The sequence below is a fragment of the Litoreibacter meonggei genome, assembly GCF_003663885.1.
Taxonomy (GTDB): domain Bacteria; phylum Pseudomonadota; class Alphaproteobacteria; order Rhodobacterales; family Rhodobacteraceae; genus Litoreibacter; species Litoreibacter meonggei.
Map to the genome: position 1 here is coordinate 140,364 of NZ_RCCE01000006.1, position 18,662 is coordinate 159,025.

At 55.4% G+C, this 18,662-nt stretch carries 18 protein-coding genes; 9 read left to right on the forward strand and 9 right to left on the reverse strand.

What is annotated here, in order from left to right:
- The first annotated feature begins 63 nt into the window (after window positions 1-63).
- The 4 genes from BCF46_RS16815 to BCF46_RS16830 all read left to right on the forward strand — a co-directional run bounded on the left by BCF46_RS16815 (window position 64) and on the right by BCF46_RS16830 (window position 5,416).
- Entirely contained in the window at window positions 64-1,029 is a 966-nt protein-coding gene (locus BCF46_RS16815; RefSeq protein ID WP_121027068.1) for a phosphatase PAP2 family protein, read from the forward strand.
- A 66-nt stretch (window positions 1,030-1,095) separates the two neighbouring features.
- Complete coding sequence (locus BCF46_RS16820; RefSeq protein WP_121027071.1) at window positions 1,096-2,730, forward strand: electron transfer flavoprotein-ubiquinone oxidoreductase; 1,635 nt, start codon at window positions 1,096-1,098, stop codon at window positions 2,728-2,730.
- 116 nt (window positions 2,731-2,846) lie between these two features.
- The gene (locus tag BCF46_RS16825) at window positions 2,847-4,556 is read left to right on the forward strand and encodes a tetratricopeptide repeat protein (protein WP_170157965.1); all 1,710 of its coding nucleotides are present in this window, start codon (window positions 2,847-2,849) and stop codon (window positions 4,554-4,556) included.
- Window positions 4,556-5,416 (forward strand): 4-(cytidine 5'-diphospho)-2-C-methyl-D-erythritol kinase, encoded by an 861-nt coding sequence (locus tag BCF46_RS16830; RefSeq protein ID WP_121027077.1) that lies wholly within the window; start codon window positions 4,556-4,558, stop codon window positions 5,414-5,416. Before BCF46_RS16825 ends, BCF46_RS16830 begins: the two co-directional genes overlap by 1 nt.
- On the opposite strand, the gene BCF46_RS16835 is transcribed toward BCF46_RS16830, so the two are convergent.
- Window positions 5,409-6,410: a polyprenyl synthetase family protein gene (locus BCF46_RS16835; protein WP_121027080.1), complete on the reverse strand. Its 1,002-nt coding sequence runs from the start codon at window positions 6,408-6,410 to the stop codon at window positions 5,409-5,411. The two genes, BCF46_RS16830 and BCF46_RS16835, sit on opposite strands and share 8 nt — an antisense overlap.
- A 57-nt stretch (window positions 6,411-6,467) precedes the next feature.
- Between BCF46_RS16835 and BCF46_RS16840 the strand changes: the two genes are divergently transcribed.
- From BCF46_RS16840 to BCF46_RS16850, 3 genes are all read left to right on the forward strand, one after another.
- Window positions 6,468-6,683 carry a putative signal transducing protein gene (locus tag BCF46_RS16840; protein WP_121027083.1) on the forward strand — a complete coding sequence of 72 codons (216 nt, stop codon included), beginning with the start codon at window positions 6,468-6,470 and terminating at the stop codon, window positions 6,681-6,683.
- Between the two features lie 6 nt (window positions 6,684-6,689).
- A complete protein-coding gene (locus BCF46_RS16845) occupies window positions 6,690-7,439 on the forward strand; it encodes a tRNA1(Val) (adenine(37)-N6)-methyltransferase (RefSeq protein ID WP_121027086.1) in 750 nt (249 codons plus the stop codon).
- Between the two features lie 96 nt (window positions 7,440-7,535).
- Window positions 7,536-7,700, forward strand: coding sequence for a YdcH family protein (locus tag BCF46_RS16850; protein ID WP_121027089.1), 165 nt, complete (start codon window positions 7,536-7,538; stop codon window positions 7,698-7,700).
- Here the strand turns inward: BCF46_RS16850 and yddG are convergent.
- The 5 genes from yddG to BCF46_RS16875 form a co-directional block, all read right to left on the reverse strand.
- A complete protein-coding gene (yddG, locus tag BCF46_RS16855; RefSeq protein ID WP_121027092.1) occupies window positions 7,697-8,563 on the reverse strand; it encodes an aromatic amino acid exporter YddG in 867 nt (288 codons plus the stop codon). The genes BCF46_RS16850 and yddG overlap by 4 nt on opposite strands.
- Window positions 8,556-9,497, reverse strand: coding sequence for a transcriptional regulator GcvA (locus BCF46_RS16860; protein WP_121027095.1), 942 nt, complete (start codon window positions 9,495-9,497; stop codon window positions 8,556-8,558). Before BCF46_RS16860 ends, yddG begins: the two co-directional genes overlap by 8 nt.
- A gap of 316 nt (window positions 9,498-9,813) precedes the next feature.
- Window positions 9,814-10,539 carry an acetoacetyl-CoA reductase gene (phbB, locus tag BCF46_RS16865; RefSeq protein WP_121027098.1) on the reverse strand — a complete coding sequence of 242 codons (726 nt, stop codon included), beginning with the start codon at window positions 10,537-10,539 and terminating at the stop codon, window positions 9,814-9,816.
- Window positions 10,540-10,624: 85 nt separating this feature from the next.
- Window positions 10,625-11,800 (reverse strand): acetyl-CoA C-acetyltransferase, encoded by a 1,176-nt coding sequence (locus BCF46_RS16870; RefSeq protein ID WP_121027101.1) that lies wholly within the window; start codon window positions 11,798-11,800, stop codon window positions 10,625-10,627.
- 173 nt (window positions 11,801-11,973) lie between these two features.
- Window positions 11,974-12,801, reverse strand: coding sequence for an EAL domain-containing protein (locus tag BCF46_RS16875; protein WP_121027104.1), 828 nt, complete (start codon window positions 12,799-12,801; stop codon window positions 11,974-11,976).
- A 136-nt stretch (window positions 12,802-12,937) separates the two neighbouring features.
- On the opposite strand from BCF46_RS16875, the gene BCF46_RS16880 reads away from it, so the two are divergent.
- Complete coding sequence (locus BCF46_RS16880; protein ID WP_121027107.1) at window positions 12,938-13,510, forward strand: DNA-3-methyladenine glycosylase I; 573 nt, start codon at window positions 12,938-12,940, stop codon at window positions 13,508-13,510.
- On the opposite strand, the gene gndA is transcribed toward BCF46_RS16880, so the two are convergent.
- Window positions 13,507-14,913, reverse strand: a complete 1,407-nt coding sequence (gene gndA, locus BCF46_RS16885; protein WP_121027110.1) for an NADP-dependent phosphogluconate dehydrogenase — start codon at window positions 14,911-14,913, stop codon at window positions 13,507-13,509. The genes BCF46_RS16880 and gndA overlap by 4 nt on opposite strands.
- 99 nt (window positions 14,914-15,012) lie before the next feature.
- Between gndA and BCF46_RS16890 the strand changes: the two genes are divergently transcribed.
- A complete protein-coding gene (locus BCF46_RS16890) occupies window positions 15,013-16,371 on the forward strand; it encodes an MATE family efflux transporter (RefSeq protein WP_121027113.1) in 1,359 nt (452 codons plus the stop codon).
- Here the strand turns inward: BCF46_RS16890 and ccoS are convergent.
- Both ccoS and BCF46_RS16900 read right to left on the reverse strand, forming a co-directional pair.
- On the reverse strand, window positions 16,361-16,513 hold the full coding sequence (gene ccoS, locus BCF46_RS16895) for a cbb3-type cytochrome oxidase assembly protein CcoS (RefSeq protein ID WP_121027116.1): 153 nt from the start codon (window positions 16,511-16,513) through the stop codon (window positions 16,361-16,363). The genes BCF46_RS16890 and ccoS overlap by 11 nt on opposite strands.
- Window positions 16,510-18,660 (reverse strand): heavy metal translocating P-type ATPase, encoded by a 2,151-nt coding sequence (locus BCF46_RS16900; protein ID WP_245990214.1) that lies wholly within the window; start codon window positions 18,658-18,660, stop codon window positions 16,510-16,512. Before BCF46_RS16900 ends, ccoS begins: the two co-directional genes overlap by 4 nt.
- Window positions 18,661-18,662 lie beyond the last annotated feature (2 nt).

The window sequence follows — 18,662 nt, forward strand, 5'->3', positions numbered from 1 at the left end:
TTCCTTATTTTTGCCTAACGAGCACGGCAGAAAGCGCCAACGGATTTAGAGGCCGACAAATTGATGCGACATTACCTGCTGTTTTCCTTGGCATATCTGGCCTGCGCTGTGGCGTTGGTCTTTGCCTTGCGCGAACAGCCTGCCGTGTTGTTACTTGGGGCCGTGCGCACATCCCTCTATTTGCTGAAATCCTTTGCGGAATGGCTTCCGATATTGGGTGTTTTCCTTGCCGGGTCCCTGTATCTGACCAGAAAATATGGCATTAAGGCGCGGATTGTACCGACAATTTACGCGTTGTTGGGATGTCTTATCTTTTCTATGGCTTTCTCACTGGTCAAAACCTCTATTCCCTACATTCAGCCGTTCTATGCCGACCCGTTCTTCGCAGATCTGGACGCAGCGCTGCATTTCGGCGTTGATCCGTGGCGGATCGTTCATTCGGTCGCGGCCTATGTGCCGCCCGCGGCCATAGTTATCTTGTATTTTATGGTCTGGTTCTTGCCAGCAGTCTTCTTACCCGTATTTATCGCGCTGACTGACACCAACGCTGACCGGTCAAAGCGGTTCATGATCCTTTATGTCGCCTCATGGATTGGCTTGGGGAATGTGATGGCGATATTGGGAAGTTCCGCTGGTCCCGTCTACTATGATCGCCTGATCGGCGGGTCACGTTTTGCAGACTTGGCCTCAGCACTCGACAGCAGCGGAATCGCAGCATCTGCTCTGGGACGGGTCCAAGATAACCTATGGCTATTCTACTCCGAAGGCGGGCAAAGTCTGGGCTCTGGCATCTCCGCATTTCCGTCTGTCCATGTGGGTCTTGCTGCCGTCACGTTGCTCTATCTATGGGAACGGTCGCGGGTCCTGGCGCCGTTCGGCGTCCTGTTCGCAACCATGATATTATTCTCCTCGGTATATCACGGCTGGCACTATGCCGTGGACGGATACATCTCGATAATCGCAGTGACGGCGCTCTGGGCCGTGCTACGACGACGCAACGTCGCAATTGCCACTTACATTCCTGCTTGATTGAAGGTTTAAAGCTAACAATGTTGCGAACCCGCTCCGATGGGGCGTTGCGAGAGGAATTGAGACATGGCCGAGATTGAACGCGAAAGCATGGAATATGACGTGGTGATCGTCGGGGCCGGACCTGCTGGTCTGAGCGCCGCCATCCGCCTGAAGCAGCTGGACGCAGATATCAACGTTGTCGTTTTGGAAAAAGGCTCCGAGGTCGGCGCACACATCCTGTCCGGCGCGGTGCTTGACCCCAGCGGCCTCGACGCGCTGCTGCCCGACTGGCGCAACATGGACGCGCCGATCAATGTGCCCGTGACATCCGACAATTTCTACATGCTGGGCGAAGCCGGTCAGGTTCGCATCCCCAACTTCGTGATGCCGCCGCTGATGAGCAATCACGGTACATACATCGTCTCCATGGCCAATGTCTGCCGCTGGATGGCCGAACAGGCCGAAGGCATGGGCGTCGAAATCTTCCCCGGCATGGCCTGCTCCGACATCGTCTATGGCGACAACGGCGAGGTGAAAGGCGTGATCGCCGGTGTCTTCGGGTTAGAGGCCGACGGCAGTTACGGCGAGAACACCGAACCGGGCATGGAGCTTCACGGCAAATACGTGTTCCTTTCCGAGGGTGTGCGCGGGTCGCTGTCCAAGCAGGTGATTGAAAAGTACGATCTGGCCAAAGGCGCAAGCCCACAAAAATACGGCCTCGGCATGAAAGAGATTTGGGAAATCGACCCTGCCAAGCACAAGGAAGGCACAGTTACGCACACAATGGGGTGGCCTCTGGGCGGCAATGCCGGCGGCGGGTCATTTATCTACCACCTCGACAACAATCAGGTTTATGTGGGCTTCGTGGTCCACCTGAACTACGAAAACCCGCACCTGTTCCCGTACATGGAATTCCAGCGGTTCAAACATCATCCGATGATCGCCGACCTGCTCGAAGGCGGCAAGCGCGTAGCTTACGGCGCGCGCGCGATCACCGAGGGCGGCTGGCAGTCCCTGCCAAAAACTGCCTTCCCGGGTGGCGCTTTGCTGGGCTGCTCTGCGGGTATGGTGAACGTGCCGCGCATCAAGGGGAACCACAACGCGATGCTGTCAGGCAAGGCGGCGGCGGAAGCGGCGTTCGAGGCCATCGGCGCGGGCCGGTCCGGCGATACTTTGGAGAGCTACGACACCGAAGTGCGCACCGGCGCAATCGCCAAGGACCTGAAACGCGTGCGCAACGTGAAGCCGCTGTGGTCGAATTACGGGCTGACGGCCTCGCTGGTCGTTGGCGGTGCAGATATGTGGTGCAACAACATTTTCGGCACGTCGCCGCTAAATCTCAAGCACGGGAAATCGGATGCGGAAGCCACCGGAAAGGCGGCTGACTTCACGCCGATCGACTACCCCAAGCCCGACGGCAGGCTGTCTTTTGATCGGCTGACCAACGTGTCTTTCTCTGCGACCAACCACGAGGAAAGCCAGCCGTCACACCTGAAGCTAAAAGACGCCAGCATCCCGATTGACGTAAACCTGCCGCAATATGCCGAGCCTGCGCAGCGCTACTGCCCGGCTGGAGTGTATGAAGTGGTCGACAACCAGTTCGTGATCAACTTCCAGAACTGTGTTCACTGCAAGACCTGCGACATCAAAGATCCGTCGCAAAACATCGTCTGGACGACACCGCAGGGTGGCGACGGGCCAAACTACCCCAATATGTGATGATAAATTGGCGCGGTCGCCGCTCGCCCGCGCCATTGTTACCAACCGGTCATGGACAACCCTACACCGCGCACCTACGTTCCAGCTGTGACGCAAGAGAAATTGGGCCGACTGACATGACAAAGACTAGCATCCAAGGCCGCGTGGCGGGGCTTTTACTGTCCATGGCGGCAAGTACCGCACCAGCCATCGCTGCGGAGCACGGGCTGGCCGGGCCGTATTTGGCGGCGCGACAAGCGACCATTTCCTTCGACTATAGCGAGGCGGCCCGCTACTACCGCCGCGCAGTCGCCGTTGAGCCGCACAACCTGCTGCTCAAGGAAAGTGCTATCGTCGCGCTGATTGGCAAAGGCGACATCGACACTGCGGCAAAAGTCGCCGCCGATCACGAAGCATCCGGTGGCCGTAACCAGATTGTCGATCTGGTGCTCGATACCGCTGCCGTGGCCAACGGAGAGTTCGACCGCCCCGCAGAAAAAAGCCCCGAGACGACAGGCCTTGCCCCGTTGTTAGGCGGCCTCACCCGTGCTTGGGCATTGTTGGGCCAAGGCAAGATGTCTGACGCAACGGACGCGTTCAACAAGGTTGCCGAAATCGAGGACTTTGCCTCGTTCGCCCGTTATCACAATGCTTTGGCCCTTGCCTCTGTCGGGGACTTTGAGGGCGCAGATGATATTTTGTCCGGCGAAGCTTTTGGCCCGCTTATCCTTAGCCAACGTGGCATCGAAGCACATGCCCAAGTGCTTGCCCAACTAGAGCGCCGGTCTGACGCCGTTGAACTTCTGAAAGCCACGACCGCCAATGGCTTCAGCGCTGAACTAGAGGCCTTGAAGACTCGTCTAGAGGCCGGTGAAACGGTGGAATACGACTTTGTGACCAACGCCAGCGAAGGTGTGGCAGAGGTATATTTCAACCTGTCCGCCGTACTCGACGGACGCGCCGCGCCGGAGCATGTTCTGCTCTACGTGCGCATGGCGCAATATATCCGCCCGAGCCATGCGCCCGCCGTCCTGATGGCAGCCTCGATCCTGGAAAACATGGGTCAGTTCGACCTTGCTACGGAAGCCTATGCCTCCTTGGATGCCAGCTCTCCCGCTTATGTGCTGGCCGAGATAGGTCGCGCGAACGCGCTATATTCCGACGGTCGCAAGGATGCGTCCGTTGAAGTCCTAACCGCACTGTCTAAGTCTCATGGTGATATCGCCATGGTCCATTCTACGCTTGGCGATATGCTGAGCCGGACTGACAAAAACGAAGCCGCCGTTACCGCCTACAGCCGCGCGTTGGACCTAAACGGCATCGGAAACCGTAGCAACTGGCGTATAATGTACGCGCGCGGGATTGTGAAAGAACGCATGGACGACTTTGTTGGAATGGAATTGGATTTCCGCTCCGCACTGGAGTTATCGCCAAACCAACCCGACATTCTAAATTATCTTGGGTACTCTCTGGTAGAACAACGGATCAAGCTCGACGAAGCACTTGAGATGATCCAAACCGCCGTCAAAGAAAGCCCTGAAAGCGGCTATATTACAGATAGTCTTGGCTGGATTTTCTATCGCTTGGGCCGCTTTGAAGAGGCGGTTGCCCCAATGGAACGGGCCGTCGAACTGTTGCCAGTTGATCCAATTGTCAACGACCATCTTGGTGACGTCTACTGGAAGGTTGGTCGCGAGCGTGAAGCCGAATTCCAATGGAAACGCGCATTGTCGTTTAAGCCCGAAGAGGCAGAGGCCGAGCGCATTCGCGCGAAACTGGCACGCGGTTTGACGATTGTTCTGGAAGAAGAGGCCAAGGCGGGAACGACACAAACTGCTAACGATTGATGTTTGAGGAATTTGCGCCCGCAAAGGTAAACCTGACGCTTCACGTGACTGGCCAGAGACCAGACGGCTACCACCTGCTCGACAGTTTGGTAATGTTTGCGTCTGTGGGCGACCACCTTGCATTTAAACGCGCGGACACGCTCTGTCTTACGGTGGACGGTCCAGAAGCCCATGCGGTTCCCACTGATGGAAACTCTGTTCTTTCTGCCGCCAGCCTTCTTGATCCGCAGAGCGCCGCACATATCCACTTAAATAAAACCCTGCCCGTCGCGTCAGGTATTGGTGGAGGTACGGCAGACGCCGCAGCCGCCTATCGCGGGCTATCAAAGCTGTGGGGATTGCCTGCCCCAGTACCAACTGCTCAAACTTTCGCGCATGTCGCAAAGCTCGGTGCAGATGTTCCAGTTTGCCTATTTTCACGATCAGCCCGAATGTCAGGTATTGGAGAACAGATCGTTTTCTTGCCCGACCTGCCAACCCTTAGCGCCGTGCTGGTCAATCCCCGCGCAGAGGTCTCGACGCCTGCCGTATTCAAAACGATTCCCCGTAAAGGCAACGCACCAATGGCTATCGTGCCGCCAACTTTCGCCAATCAGGCCGAGTTCGTCAGCTGGTTGGAACTCCAGCGAAATGACATGCAGGACGCTGCAGTCGCAATAGCCCCTGTCATTGCTGAAGTTCTGGCGCAAATAGCGGCTACCACGTCTTGCCAGCTCACACGCATGTCAGGATCTGGCGCCACGTGCTTTGGACTGTTTCCGAACGACCAAGCCGCCCAAAAAGCCGCGGCGCAGATTAGCGTAACTCATCCCGATTGGTGGGTTCAGCATTGCACGCTCGGAAATAACGCCACTAGTTGAGCCGTGACACCACATAATCGGCTAAATCACTCAGCATGTCAGTCAACTCGCTTTCAGGCACAGCATCCAGCGCCTGTTGTGCCTTGGATGACCAAGCCAGCGCATCTTGGCGGGATTGTTCCAGCGCGCCGTACCTTTCCAGGAGCACCAGCACGTGATCTAAGTCACCGTCTTCCTGCTTACCTTTTTCGATTGTCCGCACCCAAAAATCGCGATCAGCATCGCCACCAGCCGCTATTGCCTTGATTAGCGGCAGGGTTAGCTTTCGCTCGCGGAAATCGTCGCCGACATTTTTACCAGTCTTCGCCGTGTCACCCGCGAAGTCTAGAATGTCATCGGCGATTTGGAAACTTACACCCAAAGCATCACCATAGGTGAACAGGGCTTTGACAACCTCATCAGAGGCGTCCGCGATCATCCCGCCAACTTCTGTCGCAGCCGAAAACAGTGCGGCTGTTTTACCCCGGACAACTTGCAGGTAGATGTCTTCTGTCGTCGCCAAATTCTGGGCAGCGGTCAATTGAAGAACTTCACCTTCCGCGATCACCGCTGACGCGTTTGATAGAACTTTCAAAACGTCCAGACGCCCCGCTTCCGTCATTAACTGGAAGGCGCGCGCGAAAAGGTAGTCGCCGACCAAAACGGACGATTTATTGTCCCATAACAGGTTGGCTGCTGGCCGCCCGCGTCGCTGCTCGCTGCCATCGACCACATCATCATGGAGAAGCGTCGCAGTATGGATAAACTCAACGGTCGCCGCCAAGTGGACGTGATAAGGCCCTTCGTAGCCACAAATCCGTGCCGCAGCCAATGTCAGCATAGGTCTAACGCGCTTGCCGCCTGCATCAACCAAATGAGCGGTAACCTCTGGAATACGTGGGGCGTGCTCAGACGCCATGCGCGTGCTGATCAGTTTTCCAACTGCATCAAGATCAGGAGACAAAGCGCCCTTAAGGCGATCATGTGGCTTCACAGAAGGGGTATCCAAACTCATTATCGCGTTCTGCCTCGTCTATCGACAAACGTGCTGGCCTGTCGTTAACTCTAACACATGAAAGAGCTTTTGCGCAGCAACGATCCTACGGTTATCGCCTTCTCAAAAGCCCTTTTGTCAGGGGAAGATATATGCGTGTTCGAAATGGACGTCCACATGAGTGTGCTTGAAGGCTCCGTTGGCATATTGCCACGCCGTTTGATGGTACGCGAGCAAGATTTATTCATAGCGCGCGCCATTTTGCGTGACAATGACATCCAGTTGGACGGCTGACAACCAATGCACTTTGGCCCAGAAGACTTAACTCATGACGCCTTCCTTGGCGGTAAGTTGCACCTCTGGCAGCCTCGCAAAGGTTACCGCGCGGCCACTGATCCAGTACTTCTGGCAGCATCCTGTCCTGCAAAATCTGGTCAAACCGTATTGGAACTGGGTTGCGGTGTCGGCGCCGCCTCGATCTGTTTGCGTTCAAGAATCGACGTCCATCTCAGCGGAATTGAGGTGCAACCCGCCTATTCCGAGCTGGCCCGTCGCAATGCGTCAGAAGCAGGCTTCGAGATGGAGGTTATTGACGCTGATCTCGCGCAACTTCCTGCCGAGCTTCGTGCCCGCAGCTTTGATCATGTCATCTTGAACCCGCCCTACTATGGCCCTGGAACGGCTTCACCGGATGAAGGGCGCGATACTGCCCTTCGCGAACAAACTCCTCTGTCTTCATGGATTGACACCGCATTACGCCGGGCAGGTCCAAAGGGCTGCATCAGCATCATTCATTTGACGGATCGCCTCGGCGACCTTGTTGAACTGCTTAATTCAAGAGCCGGTCTGATTGAAATCAAGCCAATCGCAGCACGAGCGGGGAAACCTGCCCGGCGCGTATTGCTGCGCGCGCAAAAAGGGCGTGCAGCGCGAACAATTCTGCATAACCCATTGGTCCTACACGACGGGTTGCGACACGAACGAGACGGTGACGATCACTCGCAAGCCGCAACCAGTATATTGCGCCACGGAAGCTCCCTAGAATTTTAGCAATTGTCGCTGCAATGCCGCAACGCATTTTCGTGACTTGAGGTTTTAGATGTGCTGCAATGAACCTCTAAACCACCCAAAAAAGGAGTTATGCCCATGACGATCAGTTCTCACCTTTCGGAGCTGAAGCGCAAGCACGATGCATTGTCCCAACAAGTGGAAGAGGCACAAAAGAGCCCAAGCTCCGACGACCTAACTGTCGTTGAGCTAAAAAAACAGAAACTGCGATTGAAAGAAGAAATCAGCAAATTCGCAAACTAGGATTTTCGTGACCCAAGCGCGGCCAATACCGCTCCGGCAGTAATCAACCCTGCCGCTAACAGCAAAACAGCCGACGCTTGGGCATATCCTGCAACGATCAAGACACATGTAGACAGCAATGGGGCGGCATACGACGCAGTACCCAAAAGCTGGATATCGCCTTTCTTGACACCCACATCCCACAGATAAAATGCCAAGCCGACCGGTCCTAGGCCAAGGCCTGCAATAGACAACCAGCTTGTGATGTCTTTCGGTGCGATGGTCTGTTCAAACAACAGATGCGCCACACCCGACAAAGCTGCGGTCGCTAGGCAAAAGAAAGCCACGACGTCCGTCGGCACGTCGCTGTAGCGACGCGACAAGACAGAGTAACCCGACCATGTCAGAGCGCATAAAACCGCGAGGGCATATCCGGTTGCGTAGGACCACTGAAACCCCGCCCCTCCGCGCGCGACGATGAGCGCTGCGCCGGCAAATGAAATCACCGCGCCTAAAATGTGCAACGGCTTCAATTGCTCCCCTGGCAACAATCCCGAGAACAATACAATGAGCAGAGGCCAAAGATACGCAATCAGGCCCGCTTCCGCCGCTGGCGCCATGCGAAGTGCCGAGAAATACAGCGCGTGATAGCCGAACAACCCGCCAACCCCTAGTAGCCAGACCATTGTTGGGATCGACTTAAGCGTTCTGTACACACCACCTTTTCGAATGGTGAAAACGAGGCCAATCAATCCGCCCAGCGTAAAGGCCATGGCGCTCAACTGAAATGGCGGAATTGGATTAGAGCCGACGGTCAACAGCGCAAGCAAAGACCACAACAGCACCGCACCAAATCCAACGAATGTCGCGGAATATCTATTCATGAGACTGTTGATGTAGGAATTCAACGCCCTGAGCGGCTGTTGCCATCCCCTCCATCTCTTTCAGGACCCATTCAATAAAACGTGCCACCTGCGGTCGCGTCTCGTGACCTTTTGGGCAGATAATTCGGTAACTACCGCTTGTATTCAAACCACGCATTACCGGCATGACCAATCGTCCATCTCGTAAATACGCCTCAGTCAGAGAAAGTCTTCCCAAGACCACCCCGCCACCTGCCAGAGCAGCATCTATGGCGTGGTCCGCTTGCGAAAAACGAGGACCGTGCTTTTCTTGGTAAGGCACCCCAGCGGCAGCAAAGTATCCGGCCCAATTAACCGATGGCTTCAGGAAATTAATATCTTCTTGGTGAAGCAGCGTCATCTTTTGCAAATCCGCCAATCGGGTCACGCCACCTGCGAGCTCGGGCGACATCATAGGGGCAACCCACTCATCGATCAGAGTTTTTGAGTAAAGCTCTTCGTCGAAATATTGCCCGAAGCGTATGGCCACATCGACATCGTCGCGTGCAAAATCGACCAATCGAAGACCCGCCGAGAACCTAAGCTCAATATCGGGATTTTCTCTTGCGAAGCTAAAAAGCCTTGGGGCGAGCCATTTTGCGGTGAACGCCGGCCCGGCGGTCACCGTTAACGTCGCGCTGTCCAGCCGCCGCTTTACCGCACGCCACGCGGATTGAAGCGCATCAAAGCCGTCTGAGACACCGGGGGCCAGCAACGCGCCCTCTTCGGTGAGTTCCACTGCACGGTTCAACCTGCGAAACACCGGAACACCAAGATGTTCTTCCAGTGATTTGATCTGAAAACTAAGCGCCGCTGGCGTCACGTTCAACTCAGCTGCCGCACGCGAGAAGCTCAAGTGACGCGCAGCGGCTTCAAACGCGCGCAGGGCAGTTAATGGCGGAAGTCTGTCATTCATTTCACTTAAGTATATCTTAAGTGAAGATATGAAAAGTCTCGTTTGTCGCTGAATTCATTGGAAGCCATATTGGGGTCAGTTCAGAAATACATGTTCGCGAAAGGAACACCGCATGATTGAGACCAGATTGACCCCCCGCATCATCGCCGCTCACGAGCGTGCTCACAAAGAACGTGCCGATGCCTTTGCGCGACTCTTCCACAGAATCCCGCAATTTGTCTCTTCCCTTCGGATACGCGGCTGACACATAGCTGTTAGCCACAAAAAAGGGCCGATACAAAAATGAATCGGCCCTTTCTCTTATTTCGCAAGCGGCTTACGCCATGTACTGACCGCCATTCGCAGAAATTGTCGAACCCGTGATGAATCCTGCGTCATCGGACGCTAGGAATACAACGGTGCGTGCGATCTCTTCCGGCTCCCCCAAACGTCCCACTGGAATTTGCGGCAGGATCACGTCGTTCATCACTTTTTCAGGGATCGTGCTCATCATCTCTGTGTTGATGTAGCCAGGGCAAATTACGTTCACGGTAATACCCGCACGGGCACCCTCTTGAGCCAAAGCCTTTGTAAAGCCGATATCGCCAGCTTTTGCAGCCGCGTAGTTTGTTTGGGCAAACTGCCCTTTCTGACCGTTAATCGAGCTGATTGTGATGATGCGACCGAACTTGCGCTCACGCATGCCAGGCCAAATAGGGTGACTCATGTTGAACACACCGGACAGATTGGTGCTCATGACTTCAGACCATTGTTGCGGCGTCATTTTATGGAACGGCGCGTCACGAGTAATCCCAGCGTTGTTGACCAGAACTTCAACCGGGCCAATGTCAGCTTCAACCTGAGCGATGCCCGCAGCGCAAGCATCGTAATCGGCCACGTCCCACTTGTAGGTCTTGATGCCGGTCTCAGCAGTGAACGCGGCGGCTTTCTCGTCGTTGCCAGCATAAGTGGCCGCGACTGAGTAACCTGCGGCTTGAAGCGCCTTCGAGATGGCTGCGCCAATTCCGCGCGATCCTCCGGTAACAAGTGCAACACGGGACATGATGTTTCCTCCTGAATGTGTAAGTAATTTTCTGTCTAATTTTGTATAGGTTGCGCAATTTTCATGCGCAACCCTGTTTACGGTATCAGTCGCGTTCGACGCAAACCGCTACGCCCATGCCGCCACCAATGCACAAAGTAGCAAGACCTTTTTTGGCATCGCGGCGTTGCATTTCAAACAGCAGTGTATTGAGCACACGGCAACCGGATGCGCCAATCGGGTGCCCAATCGCGATGGCACCACCGTTGACGTTCACGATCGCGGGATCCCAACCCATGTCTTTGTTCACAGCGCAAGCCTGAGCTGCAAAAGCTTCGTTCGCCTCGACCAGATCAAGGTCGGAAACGCTCCAGCCTGCTTTCTCAAGCGCTTTGCGAGAGGCATAAATTGGCCCGACGCCCATAATGGACGGATCTAAGCCCGCGGTTGCATAGCTCGCAATGCGTGCCAAAGGTTGCAAACCGCGTTTCTCTGCATTTTCTGCGCTCATCAAAAGAGTCGCGGCGGCACCATCATTCAGGCCAGAAGCGTTTGCAGCGGTAACAGACCCATCCTTGGTAAACGCAGGGCGAAGTTTCGCCATAGCGTCCATAGTTGCGCCGTGGCGAATGTACTCGTCCTGATCGACAGTGACATCACCCTTTCGGGTTTTGATCGTGAAGGCCGCAATTTCATCAGCAAATTTGCCGGCCTTTTGTGCAGCTTCAGCTTTATTTTGCGAAGCGACTGCAAACTCGTCCTGCATCTCACGGCTGATTTGCCATTTATCGGCCACGTTTTCGGCGGTTTGCCCCATGTGATACCCGTTAAACGCATCCCAAAGACCATCGCGGATCATGCTATCGATATATTTCATGTCGCCCATTTTCTGACCTTGGCGCAGATTTGCGACGTGACCACTCATGGACATGTTTTCTTGGCCACCGGCAACCACGATAGATGCATCGCCCAGCATGATATGCTGCGCGCCCAGCGCTACCGCTCGAAGGCCGGAGCCACAAACCTGATTGATACCCCACGCAGAGCTTTCTTGAGGAAGGCCCGCGTTGATATGGGCCTGACGGGCGGGGTTCTGGCCTTGGCCAGCTGTAAGGACCTGACCCAAAATGGTCTCGGAAACTTCTCCCTTGTCGACACCGGCACGTTCCACCACGGCTTCGATCACAGCGGCACCCATATCATGGGCTGGGGTATTGGCAAAAGAACCTAGGAAGCTACCTACAGCGGTGCGGGCGGCCGAGGCGATTACGACGTTGGTCATGGACATTCCTTTCCTGCGATCGGCGCGTCTCTGCTTTCCAGAGCGCTGGATATCACCGATCGTGTATAGCAAAGCCTTTAACTGGCTTACGTAGGGTATACGATTGGACAGGGTGTCTCACAATTACTCAAGAGACAAGGCCCACAAAGGGCGGTTCGGCAGTGATTTTTTCGCTATCCGAACAACGGTCGCTTCGCGCCTCCGGCTTGTGCTTCCCATGGCTTCGACACAGAAGGCACACCAAACAGGTAGCCCTGAAGGCAATCAATTCCGATTTTATTAAGGTATTCAGCTTCTTGATGGCGTTCAATGCCTTCCGCAACGGTAAACATATCGAACTGCTGAGCAATTGAAGCCAACGCCTGCATCAACACTTGATTGTCAGTATCTACATCAATGTTGCGGGCAAATGTTGTATCGATTTTCACGAGGTCAAAGTAAAAATCTTTGAAGTGCCGGAACGCGGTATACCCCGCCCCGAAATCATCCAATGCGAAAGATACCCCCCGCCGCTGCATGCGCGTCATGAAATCTGACACCAGATCAGGCATCAACAAAGCCGATGATTCGGTGATCTCAATGATAAGGCGCTCTCCAACTGTTGGATCGCGCAGCAATCCACGTTCAAGCGCGGTTTCCCATTCTGGATGACCGATGGACCGAGGCGACATGTTTATGGAAAGCCGAAGTCGCGGTTCCATCACAAGGCTTGCCACTCCTAGCTCTACTGCCAGACAATCAATGAGACGCCCTTCTTCCCTGGACTCAATGGTATCAATGAACTCTTTCGCTGGGATGATCCGTCCTGTTTCATCCAAAACCCGAATCAACCCCTCGTAGAAGGCAACGCGGCTCGTGTCGCCGCACTGCACAATTGGCTGATATGCAAGCAAAACGTCCTTTTTACGCAGCGCAGAACGCACCACATCAAGCACGTGAGCATCGCGCTGCGAAATCGCGGCAGAAAGCGGACTATCTTCGGAATGAGGATCGAATGACATTGCGTGTTCTGCCCTAAGTTCTGACACACAATCTCTAGGCCACACGGCCTTAAATGCGAGTTAATGTTCCAATTTTGTTCTAATTGAGCTAAATAACGGTATAAATCTGCAAGGCTTTGGAACACAGGTGAAAATTATGAGCGACCGTTGCGGCTGGTGTGGCACCGAAGAAATTTACGTCAATTATCATGACACTGAATGGGGTGTGCCTGAATATGACAGCCGCGCCTTATGGGAGAAGCTGATTCTAGATGGCTTCCAAGCGGGGCTAAGCTGGATCACCATTCTGAAAAAGCGCGAAGCATTCCGCGAAGCATTTGAAGATTTTGATCCCAACATCATAGCAGGTTGGAGCGACGCGGATGTAGAGCGTCTTTTGCAGAACGCTGGTATTGTCCGCCATCGAGGCAAGATCGAAGCGACCATCGGCAATGCACGTGCATGGCAAAAGATCGAACAACGCGAAGGATTCGACACCTTCTTATGGAAATATTTCGACGGCAAACCGCTGCAAAATAACTTTCAAAGTTTGAGTGATGTACCTGGCTTCACCCCCCTCAGCACACAAATTTCAAAAGATTTGAAAAAAGAGGGATTCAAATTTTGCGGCCCCACCATCGTCTACGCCTTCGCGCAGGCCTGTGGGCTGATTAACGATCACCTTGTAACCTGCCCACGCCATAGCGAGGTGAAGAAGCTCGTCCGTTAAGCCCCCCAAGGCCCATGATGCGCGCCTTCTTTGTCGACACGCTCGAAGCTATGCGCGCCGAAAAAGTCACGTTGCGCTTGGATCATGTTTGCCGTCGAGCGACCCGTGCGCATAGCGTCATAATAAGCAAGACCTGCCGCCAACGCCGGCACCTGCAAACCGTGAGAGATAGCCATTGAAACAACTTTGCGCAGCGCAGGTGCGTTATCTTCGATTGCCTTGGCAAAGAACGGCGCAAACATCAGATTGTCTTGGGGGGCAGCGGTCAAAGCTTCGGCCATATCATTCAGCATGGTGGAGCGAATGATGCACCCCTCGCGCCAGACGCGGGCGATCTCGGGCATCGGCAAGGTCCATCCAAACTCGGCACTCGCCGCATTCAGCAAATGGAAACCCTGTGCGTAGCACATGATTTTGCCAGCGATCAGCGCTTGCTCCAGATCATCCCGGCTAAGCCCGTCAGCGGGTAGCGCCACGGGCGCAGCCCCGAATGTCGCCTCGCCGCGCTCGCGCTCTTGCTTCATTGCAGACAAGTTACGCGCAGCGACCGCAGCCTCGATCACTGGGATAGGAGCACCCAAATGTTGAGCCTCAATGACGGTCCAGCGACCGGTGCCTTTTTGCCCAGCGCGATCCAGAATAATATCAAGCACCGCGTTTCCGGTGTCGATATCTGTCGCCGCTGAAACCTTGCCGGAAATCTCTATCAAATAGGATTGCAGTGGTCCGTTATTCCATGTCTGGAACGCCTCGGCGCAGTTAGCCGCTGTGGCACCTTGCCCGTCACGCATGATCCCGTAGACCTCGGCGATCATCTGCATATCGGCATACTCAATACCGTTATGGACAGCCTTCACAAAGTGACCAGCGCCGCCCTGCCCCATCCATGTGGCGCAGGGGGTGCCTTCGTAGTCGGCGGCAATGGCGGTGAGAATGTGGGCCACTTGATCCCACGCCTTCTTGCGTCCTCCGCCCATAATCGAAGGCCCGTGACGCGCGCCCTCTTCGCCGCCTGACACGCCGATACCAAGAAACGGAACGCCGTCAGCCTCGGCTTGTGCGGCGCGTGCTTCAGTATCACGAAAATTGGCGTTGCCCGCGTCAATGATCAGATCATCCTTACCTAACAACGGGCGAAGAGCTGAAATTTGCTCGTCCACAGCGCTACCGGCCGGAACCATCAGGATAATGGCACGGGGCTCTGCGATCGAGGCCACCAAGCTTTCAAGTGTGTCGCAAGGTGTAATGCGTTCAGCAAGATCACCCACCTCAGCATAGAACTCTTGGGTGCGAGTTGCGGTGCGGTTAAAAACCGAAATCGCGTGACCCTTCTCCGCGATATTGAGGGAAAGCATGGCCCCCATCGTACCAAGCCCGATCAAGCCAATCTCAGATTTCGACATTGCAATATTCTCCCCAGTCTGCCTTCATCTGTTATCGCTAACGACCTTAGGGGTCAAACCCATCTCTGATCACGCAGGTCAGAACTAGCAGGGAATTCCATGCGCGACATTGATCTGACAGAAGGCTCCATTGCGAGCCATTTCAAAATGCTCGCAGTGCCAGCGGCCTTGGGTATGCTTTTCAGTACGCTTTACAATGTCGTCGATGTCTACTTTGCGGGCCAAATCTCGACCCAAGCTCAGGCGGGGTTGGCGATTGGATTTCAAGCGTTCTTCATTACGATGTCCGTAGGCTTCGGCCTCGGGTCGGCCATGAGCGCCCTTGTTGGCAATGCCAGAGGCAAGAAAGACGACAATGCAGCGCGGCAGTTGGCATCACAAGGCATAGGCTTCGGGATTGCCGCGGTTGTTGTGTTGATGATCGGCGCAGCCTTTGCCGGGCCAAGTGTTATCGCACTGGTATCCGAACCGGGAGAGTACCGCGACGCTGCAACAGACTATTTTCAATGGCTCATCATTGCGCTTCCTGGATTCTTGCTGGCCTACGGGGCGAACGGCATATTGCAGGCACATGGCGACACCGTGTCTATGCAGCGCGCGATGATGGTGGCTTTTGTAGCCAATATCGGCCTCAATCCGCTGCTGATCTATGGCATCCCCGGCCTTATCCCCGGCCTTGGCCTAAACGGCATAGCGATTGCTACGGTCATTAGCCAAACTGGGGTGATGGTTTGGATACTCTATCAGGTTTTGGGCCGCCGGATCATGGAAGGGTTTCAACCGAGCTGGCTAAAGCCAAACCTCTCGAGCTATCGCGAGATCACTGAACAGATGTTGCCGACAACCACCGCTATCATGGTCATGTTTATCTCTGGCTTCGTTGTACAGTTCGCCCTCAAGGGGTTCGGAGCACAGGCAATCGCTGCTTATGGCATTGCGCTCAGGGTCGAGCAAATCCTGCTCCTGCCTGTTCTGGGCATGACGGGGGCCCTGTTGCCCATTGCTGCGCAGAATTACGGGGCTGAACAATTCGACCGCGTACGTGAAGCGCTCTTCTTTTGTTGGAAGCTGGGGTTTGTGATGACCTTTGCCGCCTTTCCCATCCTCTGGTTCGCATCCCCGTATGTCGTGGCTTTGTTCAACGACGATCCAGATGTCGTGCGCATTGGCGTGAGCTACCTTCGCGTCGACGGGTTCCTGTTCCCGATCTATATGATGCTCTTCGCCATCAACTCGTTCCTGCAAGCCCTCAAGCGCCCCGTTTGGACTTTGTGGATCAGCGTGTACCGCCAAGGCTTTGGCGTCGCGTTCTTTATCTGGATATACGTTTCGCTAATCGGAATGGACGTGTGGGGCGTCTGGATCGGCATTGCGACAGCGGTAATAACTGGTTGGGGTATTGCGATGGTAGTGACCAAACGTATCGCAAGTGAAAAGATCGGTGGCCTTACGGGTTAGGCTCATCATCATCGAACAAGATACGCGCCGCGTCCCCTTCGATGTCTTCATACTGATTGTGCCGCACCGTCCATAGAAAGGCGGCAATACCCATCCCGCCAAGGATCAGGGACACTGGAATAAGGATCACGAGCACATTCATGCCCGAACCCTTAGCGCGTTCAAGATCACGAGGATAGAGGAACTGGACATCGCCAACGCCGCCATCAAGGGGCTGGCGAACCCCAATACCGCCAGCGGTACCGCGACTGCGTTGTAACAAATTGCAATACCGAAGTTTTCGCGGATGCGTGCGCGGGCGCTGCGGGACACCTTCAACGCGTCCTGCACTGGCGCGAGCGAACGGCCCAGCAATACAATGTCCGAGGTGGCACGTGTTGCGTCAACGCCGGACGCTGGCGAAATTGACACAAACGCCTGTGCCATCGCTCCCATATCGTTCAAGCCATCCCCCACCATCAAGACGCGCTTGCCCTGACTTTGGAGGGTCGCAAGGTGGTCAATTTTGTCCGCTGGCAACATATCGCCCTTGGACCGCTCCAAACCCAAACGCGCACCAAGCTTGGCAGCTGCGAACTCGGTGTCCCCAGACAACAGCTCTACGTGCAAGCCTTGCGACTGGATGCTGGCAACCAAGTCTTGCGCTCCGGGGCGCAGGGATTCGTCGATACGCAAAACTTGCTCCGCTGCATCACCGCGTTGGAATACAGTGCCGCCTACTGCTGTTTGCGATTTGCCCAAGCGCACGCGTTCAAGGCCATCAAGCCCCTCTACTCCACGGCCCGCAATCTCATGAATGTCATCAAGACTAGTCGGAGTGACCTGCATGCCCTCTAGGGCAGCAGCCAGTAGGCGCGATATAGGATGGGCCGACGACTGGCTCAAAGCCAAAACCACGGCACGATCTTCGGCCGATAGATTCTGCAGATCTTCGAGGATCGGGGTGCCGTCCGTCAATGTTCCTGTCTTGTCAAAAACAACCGCATCAACCTCCGCCAGCCGCTCTAGGGCCGTGGCAGACTTAATTAGCAATCCTTTGCGAAACAAGCTGCCGGACGCCGCAGTGGTAACGGCAGGCACCGCCAGTCCAAGCGCGCAAGGGCAAGTGATGATCAATGTTGCAATCGCGATATTGAGCGAATAGCGGACATCGCCCGTCACGATAAACCACCCGATAAACGCAAATGCGGCCACACCATGCACCAGCGGCGCATATAGCCGCGCGGCACGATCCGCCAATGGTGTGTAATGCGAGCGCCCACTTTCCGCGACCGCGACCATCTCCGCCATGCGGCGCAGCGTTGTGTCCTGACCGACCGCGGTTGCGCGAACGATCAACGGGTTAGACAGATTTACCTCGCCCGAGACGACCTCGTGACCGACCTGCGCCGCCACCGGCAGGCTTTCGCCCGTCAGAAGTGATCGGTCCAACTGCGAACGGCCAGCGTCGATAACGCCATCCACCGGCAGGCGCCCACCCGCAGGTACTTGAACAAGATCGCCCACCACGATGTCAGCAGCCTTAACACGCACAGGCTCCCCGCCACGAAGGCAAGTGGCCGAAGGGACCTCCAACGCGGCCAATTCCTGCGCAGCTGAGCGTGCTGCTGCGCGGGTGCGATGATCCAGATATCGACCAATCAACAAGAAAAAAGTCAGCGACAAAGCTGCGTCGAAATAAGCGTCTTCGCCACCAGCCATCGTCTCGTAAAGCGACAACCCGCTTGCAAGAAGGATCGCAAGGGAGATCGGCACTTCCATATTGACCCTGCCAACACGCAGCACGGAAAGCGCGGACGCAAAGAAGGGTCGCGCGGCGAACGCTACGGCGGGCAAGGCGATAATGGCTGAGATCCAGTGAAATAGTTGGCGCGTCGCATCAGCCGCCCCCGCCCAGACCGCCACCGACAAGATCATCACGTTCATCATGGCGAAGCCCGCTACAGCCAAGCGTAACAGCAACGCCCGCCCTGCGGCATCGCCCTCACCAGCGCGCAAGGTATCGCTGTCCAGCGGTAGGGCTTCGAACCCCAATTCCAATAGCGCATTGATCAAGCTGTCTTCGTCTGCATCACCACGGGTTTGAACCGATACTCGTTTCAGACTGAGGTTCACACGTGCATCAAGCACATCCGGAAGCCGTGACAGGCCGCGCTCGACCCCCGACACGCAGGCCGCGCAATGGATGCCGGGCAAGGACAACGAAACCGTGTCCCCTGCGGAGGACGCTGGAAAGCTGCGTGCAGTCTCCTCCGCGAGCGGCGCACCCGCACAACCGGGACAGCTCATTA

Coding starts and splice junctions, on each gene's coding strand:
- BCF46_RS16815 (WP_121027068.1), top strand. CDS start 64: ATGCGACATTACCTGCTGTTTTCCTTGGCATATCTGGCCTGCGCTGTG.
- BCF46_RS16820 (WP_121027071.1), top strand. CDS start 1,096: ATGGCCGAGATTGAACGCGAAAGCATGGAATATGACGTGGTGATCGTC.
- BCF46_RS16825 (WP_170157965.1), top strand. CDS start 2,847: ATGACAAAGACTAGCATCCAAGGCCGCGTGGCGGGGCTTTTACTGTCC.
- BCF46_RS16830 (WP_121027077.1), top strand. CDS start 4,556: ATGTTTGAGGAATTTGCGCCCGCAAAGGTAAACCTGACGCTTCACGTG.
- BCF46_RS16835 (WP_121027080.1), bottom strand. CDS start 6,410: ATGAGTTTGGATACCCCTTCTGTGAAGCCACATGATCGCCTTAAGGGC.
- BCF46_RS16840 (WP_121027083.1), top strand. CDS start 6,468: ATGAAAGAGCTTTTGCGCAGCAACGATCCTACGGTTATCGCCTTCTCA.
- BCF46_RS16845 (WP_121027086.1), top strand. CDS start 6,690: ATGCACTTTGGCCCAGAAGACTTAACTCATGACGCCTTCCTTGGCGGT.
- BCF46_RS16850 (WP_121027089.1), top strand. CDS start 7,536: ATGACGATCAGTTCTCACCTTTCGGAGCTGAAGCGCAAGCACGATGCA.
- yddG (WP_121027092.1), bottom strand. CDS start 8,563: ATGAATAGATATTCCGCGACATTCGTTGGATTTGGTGCGGTGCTGTTG.
- BCF46_RS16860 (WP_121027095.1), bottom strand. CDS start 9,497: ATGAATGACAGACTTCCGCCATTAACTGCCCTGCGCGCGTTTGAAGCC.
- phbB (WP_121027098.1), bottom strand. CDS start 10,539: ATGTCCCGTGTTGCACTTGTTACCGGAGGATCGCGCGGAATTGGCGCA.
- BCF46_RS16870 (WP_121027101.1), bottom strand. CDS start 11,800: ATGACCAACGTCGTAATCGCCTCGGCCGCCCGCACCGCTGTAGGTAGC.
- BCF46_RS16875 (WP_121027104.1), bottom strand. CDS start 12,801: ATGTCATTCGATCCTCATTCCGAAGATAGTCCGCTTTCTGCCGCGATT.
- BCF46_RS16880 (WP_121027107.1), top strand. CDS start 12,938: ATGAGCGACCGTTGCGGCTGGTGTGGCACCGAAGAAATTTACGTCAAT.
- gndA (WP_121027110.1), bottom strand. CDS start 14,913: ATGTCGAAATCTGAGATTGGCTTGATCGGGCTTGGTACGATGGGGGCC.
- BCF46_RS16890 (WP_121027113.1), top strand. CDS start 15,013: ATGCGCGACATTGATCTGACAGAAGGCTCCATTGCGAGCCATTTCAAA.
- ccoS (WP_121027116.1), bottom strand. CDS start 16,513: ATGAATGTGCTCGTGATCCTTATTCCAGTGTCCCTGATCCTTGGCGGG.
- BCF46_RS16900 (WP_245990214.1), bottom strand. CDS start 18,660: ATGAGCTGTCCCGGTTGTGCGGGTGCGCCGCTCGCGGAGGAGACTGCA.